At 35.2% G+C, this 25965-nt stretch carries 19 protein-coding genes; 15 read left to right on the top strand and 4 right to left on the bottom strand.

Features of this window, described 5'->3' with window-relative positions; translation table 11 throughout:
* The first annotated feature begins 23 nt into the window (after positions 1–23).
* The 6 genes from ACFPH8_RS10015 (at position 24) to ACFPH8_RS09990 (ending at position 8363) form a co-directional block, all read left to right on the top strand.
* On the top strand, positions 24–479 hold the full coding sequence (locus ACFPH8_RS10015) for a MarR family winged helix-turn-helix transcriptional regulator (protein WP_376860593.1): 456 nt from the start codon (positions 24–26) through the stop codon (positions 477–479).
* Between the two features lies 1 nt (position 480).
* Entirely contained in the window at positions 481–2889 is a 2409-nt protein-coding gene (locus ACFPH8_RS10010; RefSeq protein ID WP_376860591.1) for a 3-hydroxyacyl-CoA dehydrogenase/enoyl-CoA hydratase family protein, read from the top strand.
* A gap of 4 nt (positions 2890–2893) precedes the next feature.
* Complete coding sequence (locus tag ACFPH8_RS10005) at positions 2894–4084, top strand: acetyl-CoA C-acyltransferase (protein ID WP_248400482.1); 1191 nt, start codon at positions 2894–2896, stop codon at positions 4082–4084.
* A 103-nt stretch (positions 4085–4187) separates the two neighbouring features.
* Positions 4188–5999, top strand: coding sequence for an acyl-CoA dehydrogenase family protein (locus ACFPH8_RS10000; RefSeq protein WP_376860589.1), 1812 nt, complete (start codon positions 4188–4190; stop codon positions 5997–5999).
* 90 nt (positions 6000–6089) lie between these two features.
* On the top strand, positions 6090–7724 hold the full coding sequence (locus ACFPH8_RS09995; RefSeq protein WP_376860587.1) for a M1 family metallopeptidase: 1635 nt from the start codon (positions 6090–6092) through the stop codon (positions 7722–7724).
* 84 nt (positions 7725–7808) lie between these two features.
* Positions 7809–8363: a PepSY domain-containing protein gene (locus tag ACFPH8_RS09990; RefSeq protein WP_376860585.1), complete on the top strand. Its 555-nt coding sequence runs from the start codon at positions 7809–7811 to the stop codon at positions 8361–8363.
* 31 nt (positions 8364–8394) lie between these two features.
* Here ACFPH8_RS09990 and ACFPH8_RS09985 read toward each other — a convergent pair whose 3' ends face one another.
* Both ACFPH8_RS09985 and ACFPH8_RS09980 read right to left on the bottom strand, forming a co-directional pair.
* Positions 8395–9861: a MoxR family ATPase gene (locus ACFPH8_RS09985; protein WP_376860583.1), complete on the bottom strand. Its 1467-nt coding sequence runs from the start codon at positions 9859–9861 to the stop codon at positions 8395–8397.
* Positions 9862–9939: 78 nt separating this feature from the next.
* Positions 9940–11067, bottom strand: coding sequence for a vWA domain-containing protein (locus ACFPH8_RS09980; RefSeq protein WP_376860581.1), 1128 nt, complete (start codon positions 11065–11067; stop codon positions 9940–9942).
* Between the two features lie 97 nt (positions 11068–11164).
* Between ACFPH8_RS09980 and ACFPH8_RS09975 the strand changes: the two genes are divergently transcribed.
* Positions 11165–14404, top strand: a complete 3240-nt coding sequence (locus ACFPH8_RS09975) for a WD40/YVTN/BNR-like repeat-containing protein (protein ID WP_376860579.1) — start codon at positions 11165–11167, stop codon at positions 14402–14404.
* A 66-nt stretch (positions 14405–14470) separates the two neighbouring features.
* Here ACFPH8_RS09975 and ACFPH8_RS09970 read toward each other — a convergent pair whose 3' ends face one another.
* Positions 14471–15148, bottom strand: coding sequence for a Crp/Fnr family transcriptional regulator (locus ACFPH8_RS09970; protein WP_248400495.1), 678 nt, complete (start codon positions 15146–15148; stop codon positions 14471–14473).
* 107 nt (positions 15149–15255) lie between these two features.
* Here ACFPH8_RS09970 and ACFPH8_RS09965 point away from each other — a divergent pair, with 107 nt between their 5' ends.
* From ACFPH8_RS09965 to ACFPH8_RS09930, 8 genes are all read left to right on the top strand, one after another.
* Positions 15256–17628: a heavy metal translocating P-type ATPase gene (locus tag ACFPH8_RS09965; RefSeq protein ID WP_376860576.1), complete on the top strand. Its 2373-nt coding sequence runs from the start codon at positions 15256–15258 to the stop codon at positions 17626–17628.
* Positions 17629–17708: 80 nt separating this feature from the next.
* Entirely contained in the window at positions 17709–17897 is a 189-nt protein-coding gene (ccoS, locus tag ACFPH8_RS09960) for a cbb3-type cytochrome oxidase assembly protein CcoS (RefSeq protein ID WP_066252177.1), read from the top strand.
* 5 nt (positions 17898–17902) lie between these two features.
* On the top strand, positions 17903–20077 hold the full coding sequence (ccoN, locus tag ACFPH8_RS09955; RefSeq protein ID WP_376860574.1) for a cytochrome-c oxidase, cbb3-type subunit I: 2175 nt from the start codon (positions 17903–17905) through the stop codon (positions 20075–20077).
* Positions 20078–20093: 16 nt separating this feature from the next.
* Positions 20094–20282 (top strand): cytochrome C oxidase subunit IV, encoded by a 189-nt coding sequence (locus ACFPH8_RS09950; RefSeq protein ID WP_066252170.1) that lies wholly within the window; start codon positions 20094–20096, stop codon positions 20280–20282.
* On the top strand, positions 20279–21166 hold the full coding sequence (locus ACFPH8_RS09945) for a cbb3-type cytochrome c oxidase N-terminal domain-containing protein (RefSeq protein ID WP_376860572.1): 888 nt from the start codon (positions 20279–20281) through the stop codon (positions 21164–21166). The genes ACFPH8_RS09950 and ACFPH8_RS09945 overlap by 4 nt, the downstream gene beginning before the upstream one ends.
* A gap of 81 nt (positions 21167–21247) precedes the next feature.
* Positions 21248–22672, top strand: a complete 1425-nt coding sequence (gene ccoG, locus ACFPH8_RS09940) for a cytochrome c oxidase accessory protein CcoG (protein ID WP_376860570.1) — start codon at positions 21248–21250, stop codon at positions 22670–22672.
* Positions 22673–22721: 49 nt separating this feature from the next.
* The gene (locus ACFPH8_RS09935) at positions 22722–23168 is read left to right on the top strand and encodes a FixH family protein (RefSeq protein WP_376860568.1); all 447 of its coding nucleotides are present in this window, start codon (positions 22722–22724) and stop codon (positions 23166–23168) included.
* 1 nt (position 23169) lies between these two features.
* On the top strand, positions 23170–23871 hold the full coding sequence (locus ACFPH8_RS09930; protein WP_248400505.1) for a sulfite exporter TauE/SafE family protein: 702 nt from the start codon (positions 23170–23172) through the stop codon (positions 23869–23871).
* 61 nt (positions 23872–23932) lie between these two features.
* Here ACFPH8_RS09930 and ACFPH8_RS09925 read toward each other — a convergent pair whose 3' ends face one another.
* Positions 23933–25930 carry a TonB-copper family protein gene (locus ACFPH8_RS09925; protein WP_376860566.1) on the bottom strand — a complete coding sequence of 666 codons (1998 nt, stop codon included), beginning with the start codon at positions 25928–25930 and terminating at the stop codon, positions 23933–23935.
* Between the last annotated feature and the right edge of the window lie 35 nt (positions 25931–25965).

Here is a 25965-nt window from a genome sequence, read left to right as displayed (position 1 = left end):
TATTTGGTTTCCAATAAGTAAATATGAAGGATAAAACCATCGATTATATATTTAGAACCACATGGTTAGCTATTAATAAAATGTATAACGAAGAGGCAGCAAAATTTGAGACAAGTATGTCTACCGGATTTGCATTACTAAGTATAGACCCTGAACACGGCACAGCAAGTACATCATTAGGTCCTAAAATGGGCATGGAAGCTACAAGCCTTTCTAGAACTTTGAAAATCATGCAGGATAAAGGACTCATAGAGAGAAAACCAAACCCTGAAGATGGTCGTGGTGTTATTATTCACTTAACCGAATTTGGTCGTGAAAAACGGGCCTATTCTAGAGAAAAAGTTTTGACTTTTAATGAAGCTATTCGTAAAAATGTTTCAGCAGAAAAACTAGAAAGCTTTTATGAAGTTGCAGAAATTATCAATAATATGATATCTAACAAGAAAATTTACAACCAAAAAGAACACAATCTTAAATAATATGAGTAAACGTAGAATAAAAAAAGTAGCAGTTATTGGCTCTGGAATTATGGGAAGCGGCATTGCTTGCCATTTTGCCAATATTGGTGTCGATGTCCTTTTATTAGACATTGTTCCTAGAGAATTAACCGCTAAAGAAGAAGCTAAAAAACTAACTTTAAATGATAAAGAAGTTAGAAATCGCATCGTTAATGATTCATTAACAGCCGCTTTAAAATCTAAACCCTCTCCTATTTATCATCAAAAACTTGCCAGCCGCATTACTACAGGTAATTTGGAAGACGATATTGCAAAGGTAAAAGATGTAGATTGGATTATTGAGGTTGTTGTTGAACGTCTTGATATTAAGAAGCAAGTTTTTGAAAACCTGGAAAAACACAGAACACCAGGTACTTTAATTACATCTAATACCTCGGGTATTCCTATTCACTTTATGAGTGAAGGTCGTAGTGAAGATTTCCAAAAACACTTTTGTGGAACACACTTTTTCAACCCAGCACGTTACTTAAAATTATTTGAAATTATTCCTGGTCCAAAAACAGATCAAGCGGTATTGGACTTCTTGAATGAGTACGGTGAAAAGTTTTTAGGTAAAACATCCGTTATAGCTAAAGATACACCAGCCTTTATTGGAAATAGAGTGGGAATATTTAGTATCCAAAGTTTATTTCACGCTGTTAAAGATTTAGATTTAACTATTGAAGAAGTAGACAAACTATCTGGACCCGTTATTGGCCGTCCAAAATCGGCAACCTTCCGTACAGTAGATGTTGTTGGATTAGACACTTTAGTACACGTTGCTAACGGAATTCGAGAAAACTGCCTTAAAGATGAACGTTTAGAGTTGTTTGAATTACCAGATTTCATCAATACCATGATGGAAAACAAATGGTTAGGAAGTAAAACAGGTCAAGGGTTTTATAAGAAGGTAAGAAAAGATGATGGATCTTCAGAAATTCTGTCACTGGACTTAAACACATTAGAATATAGAGAAAAAAAACGCGCGAACTTTGCAACCTTGGAATTAACCAAAACCGTTGATAAAGTTATTGATCGTTTTAAAATTCTTGTAAAAGGAAAAGATAAAGCGGGTGAATTTTACCGTAAGAGTTTTGCGGCATTATTCGCTTACGTCTCTAATCGTATTCCTGAAATAGCAGATGATCTATACAAAATTGACGATGCTATGAAAGCAGGCTTCGGTTGGGAACATGGACCTTTCCAAATTTGGGATGCTATTGGTGTTGAAAACGGAATTGAAATGATGAAAGCTGAAGGTTTAGAGCCTAATGCTTGGGTGAATGACATGTTAGCATCAGGAAACAAATCTTTCTACACAGTAAAAGAAGGTGCTACTTACGCTTATGATATTCCGAAGAAAGCGCAGGTGAAAATTCCGGGACAAGATAGTTTTATCATTTTAGATAATATTAGAAAATCCAATGAAGTCTTTAAAAACTCAGGCGTTGTTATTGAAGATTTAGGAGATGGTATCTTAAACTGCGAATTCCAAAGCAAAATGAACACTATTGGTGGCGATGTTTTAGCTGGCCTTAATAAAGCGATAGATTTAGCTGAAAAAGATTTTGACGGATTAGTTGTTGGAAATCAAGCCGCTAACTTCTCTGTGGGCGCAAATATAGGAATGATTTTCATGATGGCTGCCGAACAAGAGTACGATGAATTAAATATGGCTATCAAATATTTCCAAGATACCATGATGCGCATGCGCTATTCTTCAATCCCTACAATTTCTGCACCTCACGGTATGGCTTTAGGTGGTGGATGTGAATTATCGCTTCATGCTGATAAAGTAGTTGCAGCAGCAGAAACTTACATGGGACTTGTAGAGTTTGGTGTTGGTGTTATTCCTGGTGGTGGAGGTTCTAAAGAAATGGCTTTAAGAGCTCAAGATCTTTTCGAAAAAGGCGATGTCCAATTAAATATTCTACAAGAGCATTTCTTAACCATTGGTATGGCTAAAGTATCAACTTCTGCTTATGAAGCTTTCGACTTAAACCTGCTACAAAAAGGTAAAGATGTGGTTGTGGTAAATAAGGACCGACAAATTGCCGTTGCTAAACAACATGCCAAATTAATGGCAGATTCAGGTTATACGCAACCGGTAAAACGTACAGACATTAAAGTTCTTGGAAAACAAGCTTTAGGAATGTTTTTAGTAGGAACAGACTCCATGCAAGACAGCAACTATATTAGTGAACACGATATGAAAATAGCTAATAAGTTGGCGTATGTAATGGCAGGTGGAGATTTATCTGAACCAACATTAGTAAACGAACAATATCTATTGGATTTAGAGCGTGAGGCATTTTTATCACTTTGTACGGAACGTAAAACATTAGAACGTATTCAGCACATGTTGAAAACAGGAAAACCATTAAGAAACTAAAAAAATGAAACAAGCATATATAGTAAAAGCATATAGAACAGCCGTTGGGAAAGCTCCAAAAGGTGTGTTCCGTTTTAAAAGAACAGACGAATTAGCTGCAGAAACCATCAAATACATGATGAAAGAACTGCCTAATTTAGACCCAAAACGCATTGACGATGTTATAGTAGGTAATGCTATGCCAGAAGGTTCACAAGGTTTAAACATGGCACGACTAATCTCTTTAATGGGATTAGATATTGTTGATGTTCCTGGTGTTACTGTAAACCGTTTTTGTTCATCTGGAATAGAAACAATAGGAATGGCAACGGCTAAAATTCAAGCTGGAATGGGCGACTGTATTATTGCAGGAGGTGCAGAAAGCATGAGTTCGGTTCCTATGACAGGTTTTAAACCAGAATTAAATTATGACCTTGTTAAATCTGGTCATGAGGATTATTATTGGGGTATGGGAAATACGGCTGAGGCCGTAGCCAAGCAATTCAACGTATCTCGTGAAGATCAAGATGAGTTTGCATACCATTCACATATGAAAGCTTTAAGAGCACAAGCTGAAAATCGTTTTCAAGATCAAATAGTACCTATAGAAGTTGAACAAACCTATGTAGATGCTAATGGTAAAAAGGCCACAAAATCATATACGGTAACCAAAGATGAAGGACCACGTGCAGGGACAAGTAAAGAAGCTTTAGCAAAATTACGAGCGGTATTTGCTGCTGGAGGAAGTGTAACTGCTGGAAACTCATCGCAAATGAGTGATGGTGCTGCCTTTGTTATGGTTATGAGTGAGGATATGGTTAAAGAATTAGGTTTAGAACCCATTGCGCGTTTAGTAAACTATGCTGCTGCTGGTGTTGAGCCTCGTATTATGGGTATTGGTCCTGTAAAAGCTATTCCAAAAGCATTAAAACAAGCTGGTTTACAACAGTCAGATTTGGAGCTCATAGAATTGAATGAAGCCTTTGCTTCTCAATCATTAGCCGTAATTAGAGAATTAGACTTAAATCCAGATATCATTAATGTAAATGGAGGCGCCATTGCTTTAGGTCATCCACTAGGTTGTACTGGTGCCAAATTATCAGTTCAGTTATTTGATGAAATGCGCAAACGCAACATGGCCGGTAAATATGGCGCTGTAACCATGTGCGTAGGAACAGGACAAGGTGCTTGTGGAATTTTTGAATTCCTGAAATAAACACGTTATAAAACCCAGTCTAAAAAATTAGACGTAACCAGAAATTAAATCAACAAAATACAGTTTAGAATTTAGTTACTAGCTGTTTAGAATCAACAAAAAAATGGAAGCAAAAAAAGATAAAGACATCCTAAGAGGTGGCCAATTTCTTGTAAAAGAAACGAATTGCGAAGATGTGTTCACACCTGAAGATTTTTCAGAAGAACAAACAATGATGAAAGAATCGGTTAAAGAATTTAATGACCGAGAAATTATTCCTCATAAAAACCGCTTTGAAGCAAAAGATTTTGCCTTAACGGAAGAGGTTATGAAAAAAGCTGGTGATATGGGCTTTTTAAGTGTAGCTGTTCCCGAAGAATACGGTGGAATGGGTATGGGCTTTGTATCTACTGTTTTAACTTGCGACTATATTTCAAGTGGAACCGGATCTTTTAGTACCGCATTTGGCGCACATACTGGAATTGGAACAATGCCAATTACACTTTACGGAACTGAAGAACAAAAACAAAAATACGTACCAAAATTAGCCTCGGGTGAATGGTTTGGTGCCTATTGCTTAACAGAACCAGGTGCTGGATCGGATGCCAATTCTGGAAAAACAACCGCTACCCTATCTAATGATGGAAAATCGTATAAAATTAACGGTCAGAAAATGTGGATTTCAAACGCAGGCTTTTGTCACTTAATGATTGTTTTTGCCCGAATAGAGGATGATAAAAATATTACAGGTTTCATTGTAGAATATGACAAAGAAAACCCAAATGGCATTACTCTAGGTGAAGAAGAACATAAATTAGGAATTCGCGCCAGTTCTACACGTCAAGTTTTCTTTAGTGATACAGTTGTATCAGCTGAAAATATGTTAGCAGGTCGTGGTGAAGGTTTCAAAATTGCTATGAATGCTCTTAACGTTGGTCGTATAAAATTAGCGGCTGCTTGTTTAGATTCGCAACGTCGAATTTTAACAACGGCTGTAAATTATGCCAATGAACGTAAACAATTCAATACACGCATTTCAGATTTTGGTGCTATTAAAGTAAAACTAGCTGAAATGGCTGCAAGCGCTTATGCTGGAGAATCGGCAACATATAGAGCGTCTAAAAACATTGAAGATCGTATTGCTTTGCGTCAAGCCGCTGGAAATTCGCATCAAGAAGCAGAATTAAAAGGTGTTGAAGAGTATGCTATTGAATGTTCTATTTTAAAAGTAGCTGTTTCTGAAGATGTTCAGAATGCTGCTGATGAAGGCATTCAAATTTTTGGTGGTATGGGATTCTCGGAAGAGACACCTATGGAAGCCGCCTGGAGAGATGCACGTATTGCTCGTATTTACGAAGGTACAAACGAAATCAACCGGATGTTAGCTGTTGGTATGCTTGTTAAAAAAGCCATGAAAGGTCATGTTGATTTATTAGGCCCTGCTCAAAAGGTACAGGATGAATTAATGGGAATTCCTTCATTTGATACACCAGATTATTCTGAATTATTTTCTGAAGAAAAAGAAATGATTAAGAAACTGAAGAAAACATTCTTAATGGTTGCTGGTGGAGCTGTTCAAAAATTTGGTCCAGATTTAGAAGCACATCAACAATTATTAATTGCTGCTGCTGATATTTTAATCGAAATTTATATGGCAGAATCGGCTATTTTAAGAACCGAAAAGAATGCGAAACGCTTTGGTGAAGACGCCCAATCTGCGCAAATTGCTATGGCCAAATTATATTTATATCACGCCGTGGATATCGTAGAAGAAAAAGGAAAAGAAAGTATTATTTCTTTTGCTGAAGGTGATGAACAACGTATGATGCTTATGGGCTTAAAACGTTTTACTAAATATGCAAATTATCCAGATATTGTAGATTTACGTAAAGAAATTGCTGAAAAAGTAAAAGAAGAAGAGAAATATTGTTTTTAAGTATAGATTAAGTTTAGTTAGAAGCGAAAAGCCGTTCCGAAATTCGGAACGGCTTTTCTTTTTATGTATTTTTATTGAAAATTTTTCATAATGAAAACATCCATATACTTTTTAGCCATAGTATTAATCCCATTTACATTATTCAGTCAAGGTTTACTCCAAGAAAAAAACACCTTTACGCATCAAGACACGCTTCGTGGTTCCATTACACCAGAACGCGAATGGTGGGATTTAACCTATTATCATTTAGATATTTCTGTAGATCCAGACACCAAATTTATTAAAGGAAAAAACACGGTTAAATACACCGTTTTAAAACCGTATGCCGTTATTCAAATCGATTTACAAGAACCTTTATATATAACCAAGGTCACACAAAATGGTAAAGAATTGAAAGCATCACGTGATGGCAATGCCTATTTTATCGGATTGATTGATAAACAAATTCTTGGTTCCAACAATGCTATTGAAATACACTACGAAGGCCATCCGAAAGAAGCCATTCGTGCACCGTGGGATGGTGGTTTTTCATGGAAAAAAGATACTAACGGCAATCATTTTGTAGCCACATCTTGTCAAGGTCTAGGCGCTAGTATTTGGTGGCCGAACAAGGACCACATGTATGACGAGGTGGATAGCATGGATATTAGTGTAACTGTACCAAAAGGACTAATGAATGTCTCTAACGGTCGTTTACAGAGTATTGTTCAAAATAAATCAACTACAACATATAATTGGGCTGTAAAAAATCCGATTAATAATTATGGTGTGAATGTAAATATTGGTGATTATGTACATTTTTCCGAAGTTTATTCAGGTGAAAATGGGCCTTTGGATATGGATTATTATGTACTCCGTGATAATTTAGAAAAAGCAAAAACACATTTTAAAGATGCACCACGCATGATGGAAGCCTTTGAACATTGGTTTGGACCATATCCATTTTATGAGGATGGTTTTAAATTAGTGGAAGTTCCGTATTTAGGCATGGAGCACCAAAGTTCTGTAACCTATGGGAATCACTATAAAATGGGTTATTTAGGAAACGATTTATCGGAATCCGGTTGGGGCTTAAAATTCGATTTTATCATTATTCATGAGGCTGGACACGAATGGTTCGCTAATAATATCACGAATAAAGATATTGCTGATATGTGGATTCACGAGGGGTTTACCTCCTATTCTGAAAATTTATTTGTCGATTATTTTTATGGCAAAGAAGCCTCTGCCGATTATGTTATTGGTACCCGAAAACGTATTCAAAATGATAGACCTTTAATTGGAACTTACAATATAAATAAAGAAGGCTCTGGTGATATGTATTACAAAGGAGCCAATATGTTGCACACCTTGCGACAATTAGTTGCTGATGACGAAAAATGGCGCCATATTTTACGTGGATTAAACAAAACGTTTTACCATCAAACCGTTACTACAAAACAGATTGAAGATTATATTTCAGAACAATCTGGAATAGATTTAACTGCATTTTTTAATCAATATTTACGTCAGTCACATATTCCTAACTTGGAATATAGTATTAGCAATGGTAGTTTAAAATACCGATGGAACCATGTTGTTGCTGATTTTGATATGCCTATCCAAGTAACTTTTAATAATAAAGATCAGTGGCTTTATCCAACTACCGAATGGAAAACAACGCCTATTTCAGATGAAAAATTGATAGTTGATAACGATTTTTACGTGCAAGTTTCTAAATTATAGAATTTTGTTGAATTTGCGTTAACATAGCTTTAAGAGAAAGAAGCAAACAATAACTTATTTTCGCATGTCCCATAACTGCTAAACTTGAAAGAAAAACGTAAAAAATTAGCAAAACAATCACGATGGTATCGTAAAATGCACCGCTTTATTGCTATGCCTTTGGTTGTATTTATGTTTATTCTTGGAGCTACAGGCCTACTCCTTACTTGGAAAGATGAGTTACAACTAAAACCAAAGTCTCAAAAAGCTATTAATCAACAATTGGAATTGATTAGTTTGGATAGTATTCAAGCTATTGCCATCAATTATGTAAACTTACAGAACTTACCATCTGAAATAAACCGGATTGATTACAGACCCTCTAAAGGCATTGCCAAAATACGCTTTGAAACCCATTTCACTGAAATTCAAATTGATTGTTATTCGGGTGCTATTCTTTCAGACAAAACTCGAACGGCTGATATTATTGAAATGATTCATGATGGTTCCATTCTTGATTATCTTTTTGGAAATCAGTCCAAACCTATAAAATTATTTTATTCAACCATTAGCTCATTTGGCTTGATGTTATTAGCTTTTACGGGATTTTGGTTGTGGCTAAAACCGAAACAGATTAAAATGAAAAAACGATCAAATTGACCGCTTTTTCATTTTAGTATAATTGCTATGTTTATAAATCACTAATGAAACTACCATAGGGATCTTTAAACTGTAGTCCTTCTGTAAAGCGGTATTTGCTCAATAATTTATGTTCCACTAAAGCCCAAAGCACAAATTCTTTCACGAAATAACTTTCTTTTTTGGAAAGTTTTGGTTGGTGTTCACCTAATAAATCATCTAAAGGCGATACGGATTCTAATAATGATTTATACGCCTTATCCCGTAAATCGTCTAGCAATTCAAATTCATCCGTGTTATTAAAAAACCAAGATACAATAGGATCATACGGGCTTTCTTCATTTTGTTTTCGGAGTTTTTCTATCTTCGGAAAAAACTCGGGAAATAAACTTTTAACGGCGTCACCAATTAAATTATAAGCCACTTGGGCTGCGCCTTCCTGTTCGCCTTCGTAAACCAATTCTACTTTTCCTGTAATGGCAGGAATAATGCCAAGAAAATCAGATAAACGTACCGTTGTTTTAGCATCGCCTGCTTTCAAGGCACGCAATTCGGCAGTACTCAATAAATTCTCAAAAGCGGTGATGCTTAATCTGGCACTTACGCCACTTTTTTCATCAATAAAATCGCTTTCACGGGCTTCAAAAACTATTTGTTCTAATAAATCTTTAGCCAATTCTGGTACATGAATATTTTCTTTTTGGCGATAATCGGATTTAGCTTCTTGCTGTGTAATCCGTTTAGCCGTTTCAATATCATCTGGATAGTGTGTTAATATTTGAGAACCAATTCTATCTTTCAATGGTGTAATAATGCTACCCCGATTGGTATAATCTTCAGGATTTGCGGTAAAAACGAACTGCATATCTAAAGGTAATCGCAATTTAAATCCACGAATTTGAATATCGCCTTCCTGCAAAATATTAAATAAGGCTACTTGTATTCTAGCTTGTAAATCTGGCAACTCATTAATAACAAAAATACAGCGATTTGCACGTGGAATCATCCCATAATGAATGACACGATCATCAGCATAACTCAACTTTAAATTGGCTGCTTTTATAGGATCTACATCACCAATAATATCGGCTACCGTAACATCAGGTGTCGCTAATTTTTCGGCAAAACGCTCACTTCTATGCATCCAAGAAATTGGGGTGTTATCACCTTTTTCATTAATTAATTCTTTGGCGTATCGGGAAATTGGATTCAACGGATCATCATTTATTTCAGAACCTTCAACAACGGGAATATATTCATCTAACAAAGTGAGCATTAAACGCGCTAAACGGGTTTTTGCTTGTCCACGGAGTCCTAATAGGTTAATATTGTGTCGTGATAAAATAGCACGTTGTAATTCGGGGATAACTGTATTTTCATACCCATGAATTCCTGTAAAAATGGGCTTCTTACGTTTAATTTTTTCAATTAAATTGTCTCGTAATTCATCTTTTATGGATCGCGATGTATAACCTGATTTTTTTAATGCGCCTAATGTACTTATGTTTTCTATTTTCATATTTCTTTGTTTAGATTAGAGAAAGAAGACACTATTTAAATTTAATAATGCTTTCTCTTTTCGTTTTTTGTCTTTTAATTATCCCTTAATTCGTTTCTTTCTATTACTTTCATAATCTTCAAAAATCATTTCGCCTAAACCTTTTAAGCCTGTATAAAATGCTTTCCCTTGATTTGCTTTTGTAAATTCTTCAACAAACTGCATTAAATAGGGATCTTGAGCAATCATAAACGTAGTAATGGGAATATGTAATTTTCTGGCTTGTTGCGCCATAGCATAACATTTATTAGTAATGTGTGGATTTAAACCATTACTATCTTTATAATAAGTGCCATCTGGTAACTTTAAGCAACTGGGTTTGCCGTCTGTAATCATAAATATTTGCTTGTTCGTATTTCGTTTTCGTCGTAATAAATCCATAGCCAATTGCAATCCTGCCACTGTATTGGTATGATAAGGTCCCACAGTTAAATACGGTAAATCCTTAATTTTAATTGGCCACGCATCGTTTCCAAAAACCAAAATATCAAGTGTATCTTTTGGATAGCGTGTGGTAATTAATTCTGCCAATGCCATGGCAACTTTTTTGGCTGGCGTAATCCGATCCTCACCATACAGAATCATACTATGGCTAATGTCTATCATTAAAATAGTACTCATTTGCGATTTATGTGTGGTTTCTTCAACCACTAAATCTTCTTCTGTTAAATTAAAATTTCCTAACCCATTATTAATTTGGGCATTCCGAAGACTTTCCGTAATATTCACTTTATCCACGCCATCACCAAACTGGTAATTTCTAAAATCTCCTGTATGCTCATCTCCTATTCCAAGACCTTTACTTTTATGATTACCGCTTCCACTCTTTTTTAAATTACCAAAAATTTGGGCTAAAGCAGATTGCCGAATGGCGCGTTCCGTTTTTGCGGTAATGGCAGTCCCTTTTTTACCATCCGGACGAATTTCCTCACGAATGTAGCCTTTCGCTTTTAAATCTTCAATAAAGTCTTCAATGGTGTAATCGGGCGTTGTTAACTTGTATTCTTCATCCAATTGTTTTAACCAATCTATTGCTTCATCAAAATCACCCGATGTATGGGTAATCAGCTCTTTAAAAATATCAAAAAGTTTCTCAAACGGACTTTGTGAAGGCGATTCATATTGTGTAAATACGAAGCCTTTTCTGTGTGTATTTTCTTTTTTCATGCATCATAAAATTACGACAATTTTCACTCAAAAATTAGGGCCTTAACATCTATTTAAGTTTTCTTGCTTAACTTTAAGGCAAACTAAACCACCACTTATGAAAAAACGATTTCTTCTATTATTCCTATTTATATCAATTTCAGGGTTTACGCAAGATTTCAACCTCGATTTAGTAAAAAACATGAAACCCAGAAATATTGGTCCTGGTGGCATGTCTGGCCGTGTAACTGCTATTGATGTTGTTCATTCCAATCCAAACATAATGTTTGTTGGTACGGCCTCCGGCGGTTTATGGAAATCGACTTCAGGTGGCATAAAGTGGGATCCTATTTTCGATCATGAAGTTACAGCATCTATTGGTGCGGTTGCTATTCAGCAATCAAACCCGAGTGTTATTTGGGTTGGTACTGGTGAAGGGAATCCTAGAAACAGTTTAAATGGTGGGTATGGAATTTACAAATCTTTGGATGGTGGCAAAAACTGGCAAGCTATGGGTTTAGAGAAAACACGACATATTCATCGTGTGGTTATTGACCCAACAAATCCGAATGTGGTTTATGCCGCTGCCATTGGCTCACCTTGGGGTGAACATCCAGAACGCGGAGTTTATAAAACGACGGATGGTGGAAAAACATGGAAAAACATTCTCTTTGCCAATAATAAAACGGGTGCTGCCGATTTAATTATGGATCCAACCAATCCTAACAAATTAATTGCTGCCATGTGGGAACACAAACGCGATCCTTGGTTTTTTAATTCAGGAGGTGAAGGTTCGGGCATGCACATTACCTTTGATGGTGGTGATACGTGGAAAAAAATAACCGAAGATGAAGGATTTCCTTCCGGGAATTTAGGAAGGATAGGTGTTGCCATTGCGCCAAGTAAACCAGATGTTATTTATGCTTTGGTTGAGGCCAAAAAAAATGCACTTTACAAAAGTGAAGATGGCGGCTTTACATGGCGCAAAATTAATGACAAAAATGATATTGGCGATAGACCATTCTATTATTCTGAAATATATGTGGATCCGCAGAATGAAAATCGCGTGTATTCGGTTTTTACCTATGTAAATGTCAGTCAGGATGGTGGAAAAAGCTTTCAAAGACTCATGCCTACGTATGGTGTAGATAATGGAGTTCATCCAGATCATCATGCTTGGTGGATGCACCCTGAAGATGGTAGTTTTATGATTGATGGTAACGACGGTGGCTTGAATATTACCCATGATGGTGGTGACACTTGGCGTTTTATAGGAAATCTTCCCGTTGCTCAATTTTATCATATAAATGTTGATAATGATTTTCCTTATAACGTATATGGAGGGATGCAAGACAATGGTTCTTGGCGTGGACCAGCTTATGTTTGGCGTGCACAAGGCATTAGAAATAGTTATTGGCAAGAAATTAGTTTTGGTGATGGTTTTGATGTGGTGCCAGACAAAGACGATTCGCGTTACGGTTGGACTATGAGTCAAGAAGGTTCCGTAAGTCGGTATGATTGGGAAACTGGAAGTAATTACACGGTAAAACCCATCCATCCAGATCCGAATGTAAAATTACGTTTCAATTGGAATTCAGCAATTAACATAGATCCCTTTAATAATAGCACCATTTATTTTGGCAGTCAATTTGTCCATAAATCAACTGACAAAGGCGAAACTTGGACTATTATTTCAGACGATTTAACAACCAACGATCCTGAAAAACTCAAACAAAATGAAAGTGGTGGTTTAACCATGGATGCTACTGGAGCTGAAAACCATTGTACCATTTTGGTAATAGAACCCTCACCTATTGAAAGCAACATGCTTTGGGTTAGCACCGATGATGGTCGTGTTCACATAACCCAAAATGGTGGCGAAACCTGGTCTGACGTATCCAAAAACATCAAAGGGTTACCAGCTGGTAGCTGGATTCCACAAATTAAAGCATCGAATAAGAATAAAGGTGAAGCGTTATTGATTGCGAATGATTACAGACGTTTTAACTATGAGCCTTATGCTTATAGAACTACTAATTACGGGAAAACGTGGACGCGTATTGTTAATGCAGACGATGTAGAAAGCTACACACTGTCAATTATTGAAGATTTAGAAGAACCCAATTTACTATTTTTAGGAACAGATGATGGTTTATATATATCTATAGACGCTGGAAACAAATGGACAAAATGGACCGAAGGTTTCCCAACAGTATCGGTTAAGGATTTAGTGATTCAACCAAGAGAACACGATTTAGTAATTGGTACCTTTGGTCGTGCAGCATGGGTTTTGGATGATATTAGACCCTTACGAGCCATGGCAAAAAACAAGCAAATGCTCAACGCAGATTTAGAATTGTTTAGTCCTCCAATTGCCTATCAAGCCACTTACCAACAACCAACCGGAAGTCGTTTTGGAGCAGATGCTACGTATCATGGTGTAAATCGCAGTTATGGTGCTGAACTCTCCTATTTCGTGAAAGTAGATTCAATTAAAGCGAAAGAACATAAAGAACAAAAACTAAAAGAATCATCTGAAGCAGAAGATCAGACAGAAGTTACACTTGATGACGAAGATACTTCAGAAGTCGAAGAGAAATCTATGGCCACCAAGGACACCATCACCTTACAGTTATATGATGGTGACAGGCTGATTAGAACCTTAAAACGTAAAACACCTAAAGAAACAGGAGTTCATAAATGGACGTGGTATATGGATGAAGCTGGTGTTCCGCGTGCATCCAGATCCATTAGAAAACAAACAAGCGAATCGGGTGGTGTTTCGGTTAAGCCTGGAACATACCGTGTGGTCATGACTTATGGAACGGAAACGTCTGAAAAAAATATTGAAGTTAAATCAGATCCGCGATTAAATGCAACACAAGCTAATATAGATGCCATTTATAATACAGCCAAACGTTTAGAAGTGCTCCAAGAGAAAATGGCAAATGCTGTAAAACAGCTTGTTGAAAGCAAGCAGATTGCCGATAAATATGCATCAGATTTAAAAAAATTAAATAAAGAAAAATACAAGGATGCCATAAAAGAGTCTAAAGAGGTTTCTGAACAGGCAGATGAACTTATTAACCTATATTTAGGAAAACCAGATAAGCGTCAAGGTATTACGAATTCAGATGATATTCCCGTAAGTAGTAGATTAGGAACAGCAGGTTGGTATTCTAGATCTCGTAAAAATGGGATAACAACTACTGAAGACACCTTGATAAAACACGCAGAAGATGCCTTTAACGAAGCTATTAATAAAACAAATGCTTTCTATAAAGAATCTTGGAGAACCTATCAATCTGAAATGGAAAAACTACAACTCAATCCTTTTAAACCTGTTAAAATGTTTTAAAGAAATTAATATAATGAAGGTAAGAATGCTAAAAATGCTTTAATCTAAAACGATTGAAGCATTTTTTTAATCCACACGTTTTAAGCCTTCAATATCTGTAATCGTTATATGTTTACCAGATGTGGCAATCAATTTTTCCTTTTTAAACTGTGATAAAATTCGAATGGCAGATTCCGTTGCTGTACCTACAATACTAGCATAATCTTCACGTGATAATATAACATTTAATGCTCCAGACGAATCCACACCAAAAACATGTTGAATATAAATTAATGTTTCCGCCATACGTTGCTTCACGGATTTTTGAGCCATATTAATTAGGTCGTCTTCTGCACTTCGCAAATCTTTTGCTAAATTCTGCAATACATCAAATGAAAAATTTTGATTTTCGTGTAAAGGCGTAATTATTTGATCTTTCGGCACAAAACACAGTTCAATATCATTTAAAGCCACAGCACTTAAATTGGTCCGCTCATCACTAATAATAGAACGTTGCCCTAGAAGTTCCCCTTTTCCGAGTAGTTTTACGGTATGATCTTTACCATTAGCACTTAATTTGGTTAGCTTGCAAACACCACTACGAACACAATAAACGCCATGAAGGGATTCGCCTTCATCAAAAATAATATCACCTTTTTTGTAAAAACGTGTTGTTTTACAAGCTGATACTTTTCGCAATTCTTCAGTAGTCATAGCATTTAAAGAATTTAATTGTTTTGCAATACAGGATTCACATTTACTCATATCAGCCTAAAATAAGTTAACATCAAAAATACACAATACATGACAAAAATCATATTAAATCAATGCTTATATTTTACCTTTGCAAAAGGTATAAATGGGCAAATTTTATGGAACAACACAAATGTTTCCACTGTGGTGATATATGCGATTCAGAACAAATCACTTACGACGAAAAATTATTTTGTTGTAATGGCTGTAAAACGGTTTATGAAATTTTTTCAGAAAACGACTTAACCTGTTATTACGACTTACAAGCATCACCAGGTTCTGCACCGAAAGAAATTCAGGGCAAATATGACTTTTTATCAAAAGAAAACATTATTGAAAAACTCACGGAATTTAATGATGGACGTATTCAAATTGTCACCTTGTATATTCCGCATATACATTGTAGTTCGTGTATTTGGATATTAGAAAACCTAAACAAACTCAATAATAACATTACAGCTTCTCAAGTTAATTTTGGCAAAAAGAATGTTCGTATAACATATAATACCGAAAATTTTTCTTTAAAAGAGGTGGTTTTGCTTTTAAGTGCTATTGGGTACGAACCCTATATTTCCTTAAATGATTTCAAAACGGGTAAGGAAAATATTAATCGTTCGCTAATTTACAAGCTCGGTATTGCGGGGTTTTCTTTTGGAAACGTTATGTTTTTATCATTTCCAGAGTATTTTGAAGTGGGCGAATTTTGGCTAGAGCAATATAAACACGTTTTTAGGTGGCTTATGTTTGCGTTTTCATTGCCTGTTGTTTTTTATGCTGGGCGCGATTATTTTACATCAGCTTATAAAGGACTGCGCTCTGTACTTTTAAATATTGATGTTCCCATAGCACTAGGTCTGGCGGTATTATTCATAAGAAGTACCGTTGAAATTATATTAGATATCGGTTCTGGATTTTTTGACAGCTTAACAGGATTGGTATTTTTCCTATTGCTAGGCCGGTTTTTTCAACAAAAAACTTATTCATTTCTTTCTTTTGAAAGAGATTACAAATCCTATTTTCCTATTGCAATTACAAAAATTTTGGATGGTATAGAAACACCAATTCAAGTTTATGATATTGAGAAAGGAGATCGCCTTCTTATTAGGAATCAAGAATTAATTCCGGTTGATGGCATTTTAATAAATGGCAAAGCAAAAATTGATTATAGTTTTGTTACAGGAGAGTCTGATGCCATAACTAAAAATTCTGGCGATAAACTTTTCGCTGGAGGGAAACAAACCACTGGTGTTATTGAAATGGAAGCTTTAAAATCTGTGGAGCAAAGTTATTTAACACAGTTATGGAGTAATGATGTTTTTAATAAAAATAAACAAGACAGCTTTACAAACTTAACTAATACTATTAGTAAGCGTTTTACAATTGCAGTTTTAAGTATTGCATTTATAGCAACCACCTATTGGTTACTTGTAGATTCATCCAAAGCCATGAATGTCTTTACAGCTGTTTTAATTATTGCTTGTCCATGTGCTATTGCCCTTTCCGCGCCTTTTACCTTAGGAAATTTATTACGGATTTTTGGCAAGTTGAAATTCTACCTCAAAAACGCATCTGTTATTGAACAATTAGTAGCTATAAATACCATTATTTTCGATAAAACAGGAACTATTACTTCCAATAAGCAAAGTTCCGCCACCTATGATGGTGATGCATTATCCACGTCAGAGGAAATCCTTTTAAAGAATACCTTGCGAGGTTCAAACCATCCGTTGAGCCGTACACTTTATGATATTTTAGATGAGCATGATATCATAACATTAAACCATTTTGAAGAACATTTAGGTCAAGGTATTGAAAGTACACATCAAAATGATACGATGAAAATTGGTTCCGCCAGTTTTGTTGGCTTCAAACAAGATAAATCCATACTGAATACCACAGTTCATATTAACAGTAACAACCAATACAAAGGAAAATACACCTTTTATAATAGTTATAGAAAAGGATTATCCAAATTGTTTAATAGCTTAAAACATGAGTATGATTTAGTTATCCTTTCGGGGGATAATGCCGGTGAATTGGAAAACTTAAAAAAATTATTACCCACTAAAACTAAATTGATATTTAATCAAAAACCAGATGATAAATTGGATTATATTAAATATCATCAATCTGAAGGCGCTAAAGTGCTCATGATTGGCGACGGGTTAAATGATGCTGGTGCATTGGCACAAAGCGAAGTTGGCATAGCTATTTCAGAGAATGTGAATGTCTTTTCGCCTGCTTGTGACGCCATTTTAGACGCATCCAAATTCAATCAATTACACCAATATATAAAAGCATCCAAACAAGCTATAAAAATTATTAAGTGGAGTTTTGCCCTCTCATTTGTATATAATATAATAGGGTTGTACTTTGCGGTTACTGGACAATTAGAGCCTGTTATTGCCGCTATTTTAATGCCATTAAGTTCTATAAGTATTGTGGTTTTTACTACGGTTGCAACCAATGTTATTGGTAGGAAATTAGAATGATTAAAAATAAACAAATATGATTTTTATCATATTTTTGAGTATATTAAGACAGTATTTTTGAACCATAACTTCTATCAGGTATGAGTGTTATATACATATTATTGAGTATCAGCATCGTAGTGGCCATTGGCTTTTTTATTGCTTTTGTTTTGGCAGTAAGAAGCGGTCAATTTGATGATGATTATACACCATCTGTCAGAATGCTATTTGAAGATGAACTCGTAAAAGAAAACCAAAAACAAACTATTAAAACCAAAAAGACTAATTAAAAATTATGGAAGTACAACAATTCTATTACGACAACAAGGTCGTTAAAAATTTCCTCTATGCCACCATGTTTTGGGGAGTTGTAGGTATGCTTGTAGGCTTACTTTTAGCATTTATGTTTTTATTTCCCAACTTAACCGATGGAATTTCGTGGTTAAGTTTTGGTAGATTAAGACCGTTACACACCAATGCAGTAATTTTCGCTTTTGTTGGTAATGCCATTTTTGCCGGTGTTTACTACTCAACACAACGACTTTTAAAAGCGAGAATGTATAGCGATGTTTTAAGTAAAATTAACTTTTGGGGTTGGCAACTTATTATTGTTGGTGCGGCCATAACATTACCATTAGGCTTTTCAACATCTAAAGAATATGCCGAGCTTGAATGGCCCTTTGATATTGCCATTGCTGTAGTTTGGGTTGTGTTTGGTGCCAATTTAATTGGAACTATGATTAAGCGTAGACAACGACATTTATATGTTGCTATTTGGTTTTATATAGCGACGTTTGTAACAGTTGCCGTACTTCATATTTTTAACAGTTTAGAAGTGCCTGTTAGTGCTTTTAAAAGTTACTCTGTATACGCAGGTGTTCAGGATGCATTGGTGCAATGGTGGTATGGACATAATGCTGTAGCATTTTTCTTGACAACACCATTTTTAGGTTTAATGTATTATTTTGTTCCTAAAGCGGCTAACAGACCTGTATATTCTTATCGTTTGTCCATTATTCACTTCTGGTCATTAATTTTTATATATATCTGGGCTGGACCCCACCACTTATTATACACAGCACTTCCAGAATGGGCACAAAATTTAGGTGTGGCGTTTTCTGTTATGTTATTAATGCCATCTTGGGGTGGAATGATTAACGGACTATTAACGCTTCGTGGTGCTTGGGATAAAGTACGTACAGATCCTGTTTTAAAATTTATGGTGGTGGCTATTACGGGTTACGGTATGGCAACTTTTGAAGGCCCCATGCTGTCTTTAAAAAATGTAAACGCCATTGGCCATTTTACCGACTGGATTATTGCGCACGTTCACGTAGGCGCATTAGCTTGGAACGGATTCTTGGCTTTCGGTATGATTTATTGGTTAATACCTCGCTTATTTAAAACAAAATTACACTCCATTGGTTTAGCTAATTTCCATTTCTGGATTGGTACTTTAGGTATCATTATGTATGCCTTACCATTATATGTTGCTGGATTTACACAAGCAAGTATGTGGAAGCAATTTAACCCAGATGGGACTTTAGTTTATGGTAACTTTTTAGAAACCGTTACTGAAATAATGCCTATGTATTGGATGCGTGCCATTGGAGGTACACTTTACCTAACAGGTATGTTAGTATTAGTCTATAACGTTATTATTACTGCTAAAAATGGTAGTAAAGTTACGGATGAATTAGCTGAAGCTCCAGCTTTGCAAAATGTTTCTAAAAGCCGTGTGGGTGGCGAAGGATGGCACTCTTGGTTAGAAAGAAAACCAGTTAGATTAACAATTTATGCAACCATTGCTATATTAATTGGTGGTATTGTCCAAATAGTACCGACCATTATGGTTAAATCCAATATACCTACAATTAGTAGCGTGAAACCATATACTCCTTTGGAATTAGAAGGTCGTGATATATACATCCGTGAAGGTTGTGTAGGTTGTCACTCTCAAATGGTAAGACCATTTAGAAGTGAAGTAGAACGCTATGGTGACTACTCCAAAGCTGGAGAGTTTGTTTATGACCACCCATTCCTATGGGGAAGTAAGCGTACAGGTCCAGATTTACATCGAATAGGTGGAAAATATTCAGACAATTGGCATTTTAATCACTTCTATGATCCGCAAAGTACCTCTTCCGGTTCTATTATGCCATCATACAAATGGTTTATTACCAATAAATTAGACAAGTCCATTACAGAAAATAAAATGGAAGCCATGGTTACTTTAGGTGTACCATATACAGAAGAGGACATTGCCAACGCACAAGAAAACATGTTGGAGCAAGGAACAAAAATTGAACAGAATTTATATGCTGATCCTGATTTCGCAGCCACGTATGAGGCTGAAAAAGCTGCAGGTGGCGAAGATTTTGTTGAAATGCGTAATCGTGAAATTGTAGCCGTAATTGCATACATGCAACGATTAGGAACAGATATTAATGTAACTGATTTCGAAGAATAATCTAATAAAATAAACGATGTTAAAGTTTGTAAAAAATCACATGGACAGTATGGAGGGAATCGAGATTTACCCGATTATCTCTTTGCTAATATTTTTCATCTTTTTTGTAGTCTTATTTTGGTGGGTTGTAACCGCAAAAAAAGATTACATAGAAACTGTCAGCAATATACCATTAGATAACAACCAAAACCACGAAGAACTATGAGACAATCAATTCCAGCTTGGATAAGGATACCTATTATATTTTTCTTAATTGCTGGACTAGCAGAATTCTTTATAGAATCTGGTAGCCAACCAGCCTTTATTGAACAACCACTAGTTATGCTATTTTTAATATTTGTATTAATATTATTAATAGGGATTGAAGCTATTGTGAGCTCAATGGGTAATATTTTATACCAGAGTTTAGACGAAGCGGCAAAAGCACGATATGATGCTAAAAAAGAAAGTACATCTAAATTTGTTATATGGTTTAAAAAACTATACACCAAATCACTAGATTCCAAACCAATGGAAGAGGAACATGACATTATATTAGATCATAATTATGATGGCATTAGAGAGTTGGATAACAACTTACCGCCTTGGTGGATTTATAGTTTTTATGCTTCTATTGTATTTGCAGCGGTTTATTTAGTGAGATATCATGTTTTTGATGGTGAAAACCAGTACGATGAATTGAATTCTGAATATGCCCAAGCAGCTATTGATATTGAAGAATATAAACGAACCGCAAAAAATTTAGTCGATGCTAATACAGTAGAAGTCTTAACAGGTGCAGCCGATTTAAGCGCTGGACAAGCCCTATTTGAAGTTAACTGTGTGGCCTGCCACATGGCTGATGGTGGTGGTGGTATTGGACCAAACCTGACTGATGAACACTGGATTTTAGGCGGCGGTATTAAAAATGTATTTAAAACGGTTGCAGAAGGTGGTCGAGCCGGAAAAGGAATGATTGCATGGAAGCAGAGTTTATCTCCTCTTGAAATGGCACAAGTATCAAGTTATGTGTTAACATTTCAAGGTACAACAGCAGCTAACCCAAAAGAAGCTGAAGGGGATATTTGGAAAGACGATGCAGCAGAATAATACAATTAACAGAAATCATGGAACTAAAATAGTTTGGTGATTTCTGTTATCTATAAAAACAATAACCTAAAATAAACAACAGTGGAAAGCCCAGAAAACGAATCGTTTAGAGATACTATTGGCACATTAGATGACCAAGGTAAACGCGCATGGGTTTATCCAAAAAAACCTAGTGGTCGGTATTACGAATGGCGTAAAATAGTAAGTTATGCTTTGTTGGCCTTTCTATTTGCTGCTCCTTTTATAAAAATAAATGGAAATCAGTTTTTATTGTTTAACATTTTAGAACGTCGTTTTAATATTTTTGGATTTCCTTTTTGGCCACAGGATTTCTACCTATTTGTAATATCTATGTTAATAGGTGTTATTTTTATTGCCCTATTTACCGTAGGTTTTGGTCGTATTTTTTGTGGATGGATTTGTCCACAAACCATTTTTATGGAAATGGTTTTTAGACGAATTGAATATTGGATAGATGGCGATAGAAACAAACAACGCAAATTAGATAAACAGCCTTGGAATGCTGAAAAAATAAAAAAACGTTTACTTAAGTGGTTCATATTTTTAATTATTTCATTTTTAATTGCAAACATATTTTTAGCTTATTTAATAGGTAGTGATAAGCTTTTAAGATATATAGCAGATGGACCATCCGAACATTTAGGAACCTTATTTCCATTATTAATCTTTACAGCTGTTTTCTATTTTGTTTTTGCCTGGTTCAGAGAACAAGTTTGTATTATTGCTTGTCCTTACGGTCGCCTGCAAGGTGTGTTGCTAGATAATAAATCCATAGTTGTTGCTTATGACCATAAACGTGGTGAAGCTGAAAATGGTAGAAAGAAATTCCGAAAAAATGAAGATCGTGAAGCATTAGGTTATGGTGATTGTATTGATTGTTTACAATGTGTGCATGTCTGCCCAACAGGTATCGATATTAGAAACGGTACACAGCTAGAGTGCGTTAACTGTACAGCATGTATTGATGAATGCGATCATATTATGGAAAGTATTAACCTTCCTAAAGGTTTAATTCGCTATGCTAGTGAAGATGAAATTGAGAAAAAAGAAAAATTTAAATTAACACCAAGATTAAAAGGTTATATAGCTGTTTTAACAATTCTAGTTGGACTTTTGTCTGGTATGCTATTGCTGCGTAACGAAGTTGAAGCCAATATATTACGACTTCCAGGTCAATTATATGAACATAAAGAAGGCACTATTATTAGTAATGTTTTTACTTATAAGCTAGTAAATAAAACAACGAGAGAAATTGAAAATATTCACTTTAAATTAAGAAAATTTGAAGGCACGATTAAAGTTGTCTCTAATTCGGATACCTTTAATGTTCCACCTCAAGGTTTAGTGCAAGGAACTTTGTTTATTGAAATCGATCAGAAAGATTTAAGTGGCGATAAAAACCGTTTAATGATCGAAGTATATAGCAACGATGACCTTATTGAAACTGAAACGGTGAACTTTCTAGGTCCACGAAGTTATAATTAAACGTGTAGCTTGCAATTAATATTAAAAAAACCGTTTTACGGAGTCTATTATGAAAATAAATTGGGGTACTGGTATGGTGTTAGCATTGATAGGGTTTATTGCCTTTATCATGTTTTTTGTAATTAAAATGAGTGTAGATGATACCTATCAACACGATTTAGTAACCGAAGATTACTACCAACAAGAATTAAAGGTTGAAGGTAATATGGCGCGTGAGCAAAAGGGCAATAAATTAGCCCAAAATGTACGTGTAACACAAAGTGAAGAAGGTATTCTTATAAGCTTCCCAGATTCTTTAAATGCTTCAGAGATATCAGGAAATGTAATTTTATACAGACCATCCAATAAGAAGTTTGATTTTGAGGTACCCATTTCTTTAACGACTCAAAACATGCTTATTCCGGAAGATAAATTATTAGGTGGACGTTGGAATTTAATTATTGATTGGGAATATAACGGAAATGCATATCGCTTCAAGAAAGAAATAAGATACTAGCATGTTATGGTCAGCACTTATATTGGGCTTACTAGGTAGTTTTCACTGCGTTGGTATGTGTGGACCTATTGCCTTTATGCTACCCGTAGACCGCAGTAATTCCACTCGAAAAGTTACGCAAATTACTCTATATCATTTTGGGCGTATTCTGGCTTATAGTTTAATTGGACTTGTTTTTGGCCTTATTGGCAAAAGCTTATATATTTTTGGACTCCAACAACAACTCTCTATTATTATAGGAGTTTTAATGATTGTTGCCATTCTTATTCCTTATAAGACATTCAATAAATACAACTTTTCGAAACCGCTACATAAAGTCATTTCAAAAATTAAATCTGGTTTGGGAGCTGCCCTTAAAAAGAAAACAGCCGATACGTTTTTAACTATTGGTTTTCTTAACGGTTTTCTTCCTTGTGGTTTAGTTTATATGGCCGTTTTTGGCTCTTTAGCTAGTGCGAATGCCTTTCAAGGCGCACTTTATATGTCCTTATTTGGAATTGGAACTGTTCCATTAATGACCACCGCTATCTATTTAGGAAAATTTTTAAATGCAACCATTAAACAGCGTATTCAAAAAGCCATTCCGATTTTCGTTGTAATTATTGGGTTGTTATTTATTCTTCGTGGTTTAGGGTTGGGCATACCTTACCTCTCGCCTGCTCCAATTGTTGAAAATGTGTCAAGTGAAATAGATTGTCATTAAAAAAGCTTCCAATATACATTGAAAGCTTTTACTTTGTTTCACCATTATCTAGTATATTCCTTTAAAACACATACGACACATTTGCATAGAAATTTCGACCTTGACGTGGAATCTTATTCCAGTCCGCGTAAGTTGAATAATTAGCATCTAATATGTTTTCTACGCCATACTTGAAAATCATTTTATTATTCTTCACATATAAAATATTACCTAAATTAAGGTTTAAAACAGCATAAGCTGATGTATTGTCCTCTCCATAATAACTACTATAACGACTTTGATCACCATTTCCTTCCAACTGTAAGGCTACATTAAACGTTGTAAGATTATAGGCTATTTCCGCTACATATGAAAAAGGCTTGATAAGTGGTAAATTTTCACCATTACTGCCAGAACCATAATTGTAGCCTAAGGTTGCATTTCCCGATAGTTTATCGGTAAAATCATAACTAGCATTTATAAATACATCAAAGATAGACGCATAAGATAACGCATTATAAACGCGTACACCATCTGCACCAATAGTCATAGCACTTAAGTTTGGGTCTATTTCGCCAATAATGTAATCCATAATGTAGAAATAAGATGCCTCGACACCTATTTGAAAGCGTTTTTTATAATAATTTGCTTTAGCATTAACTTCCATAGCCTTTTCATTATTTAATGTTGGATTTCCTATATAATCATAATTGTCAAAGCTGTTAAAGAGGAAAAAACCATAACCTTCGCTAACCGAAGGTGCGCGTTCACCATAACCAAGACCAAAACTAGCATCGTAGGTTTTAGTTTTTAGCTTATAATCAGCAGAAATACTCATTAAAAACCGATTTTTACTATCCGTTAAATCTGGATAGAAAATTTGTAAACTTTCTAATCCTACTTGCTCTGCAATGGTATTATTATGAAAACCAAATCTAGCGGAAGCTGTCAATGTTGATTTATCACTTAATGTAATAGCATCTTTGGCAAAAACTCCTGAATATAACGTTCTAATATCGGGCCACGTGTACATAAACATAGCTGGTTGATTGGGGTCATTTGGATACATGGTCATTTCGGCAACAGAACGATTATAAAACCCGTTTAAATTGATTAAGAAATCGTGTTTGTTTTCTTTAAATCCTACTTTACTGTAAAACCCATAGGTGTCACTCCAGCCTGGCATATCCATTCTAATTGGAACATCTGGACGTTTGGAATCGTCCATAATATGCGTTATGGTATTATAATATAGTTTAGATTCCCAAGATTTCACAAATGTAGAATCGTTTTTATACGTGTGCGTTAAAGAAGTAATTAAAGCTTCGGCTAAAGACACATCCATAGGTAATGCTGGATATCCAACATCTGTTGCTTTATCGTAAATAAGATTAGCATCTATAGTATGCTTTTCATTTAATTTATAACCACTTTGAACCGAAACATTGTATTTTTCAAATTGCGAGTACAAAACTTCTTGATTATTTCCGGCAGCATAATTATCAGATTTTCGATAAATACCATCTGCATTAATATAAAATTTATTTCCTGAGTACTCTAAATCTAAACCAGCTGTTCGGTAATTTCCGTTGGTTTCATAGCCTAAATCCGCACTACCTTTAAAACCAAAATCATAATATTTAGATTGCGGTAACTGTAAGTCGATGCCACCACCAATAACATGACCATTTTCTGTTCCTTCTTGCCCAGATCCTATGTTTACTTTTTCTAAATTAGACACATCAACGTAGGATGTTATTGGGTCCATTTTATCTGTACAGGCACCAAAAATTTGCATCCCATCAATAGTAACGTTCAAACGTTCGCTAGTCATGTTGTTCATGGTAGGCTCCCAGGCATAATTTCCACGTTTAATCATGGTAATTTTATTCGATTTCTCTAAATAATCATCCACACTGGACAACGTTTTCTCTTGTCGATAATTACTTAATTTGCGCTGTCCAATCAAAATAACCTCTTGGAGTTGCGTGGTATCCTTTTCTACGGTAGTTTCTACTTCTTGTGCATACATAAAAGCACTAAACATGAAACCTATGCCGTATATAATATACTTTTTCATAGCTAAATAGTGTTTTGGGAAACCTATAGATAGCA

The organism is Bizionia hallyeonensis (genome assembly GCF_042657385.1).
In the GTDB taxonomy this organism is placed as follows: domain Bacteria; phylum Bacteroidota; class Bacteroidia; order Flavobacteriales; family Flavobacteriaceae; genus Algorimicrobium; species Algorimicrobium hallyeonense.
Note: the sequence above shows the minus strand (reverse complement) of the source record. Positions and strands in the feature narration are given on the sequence as shown.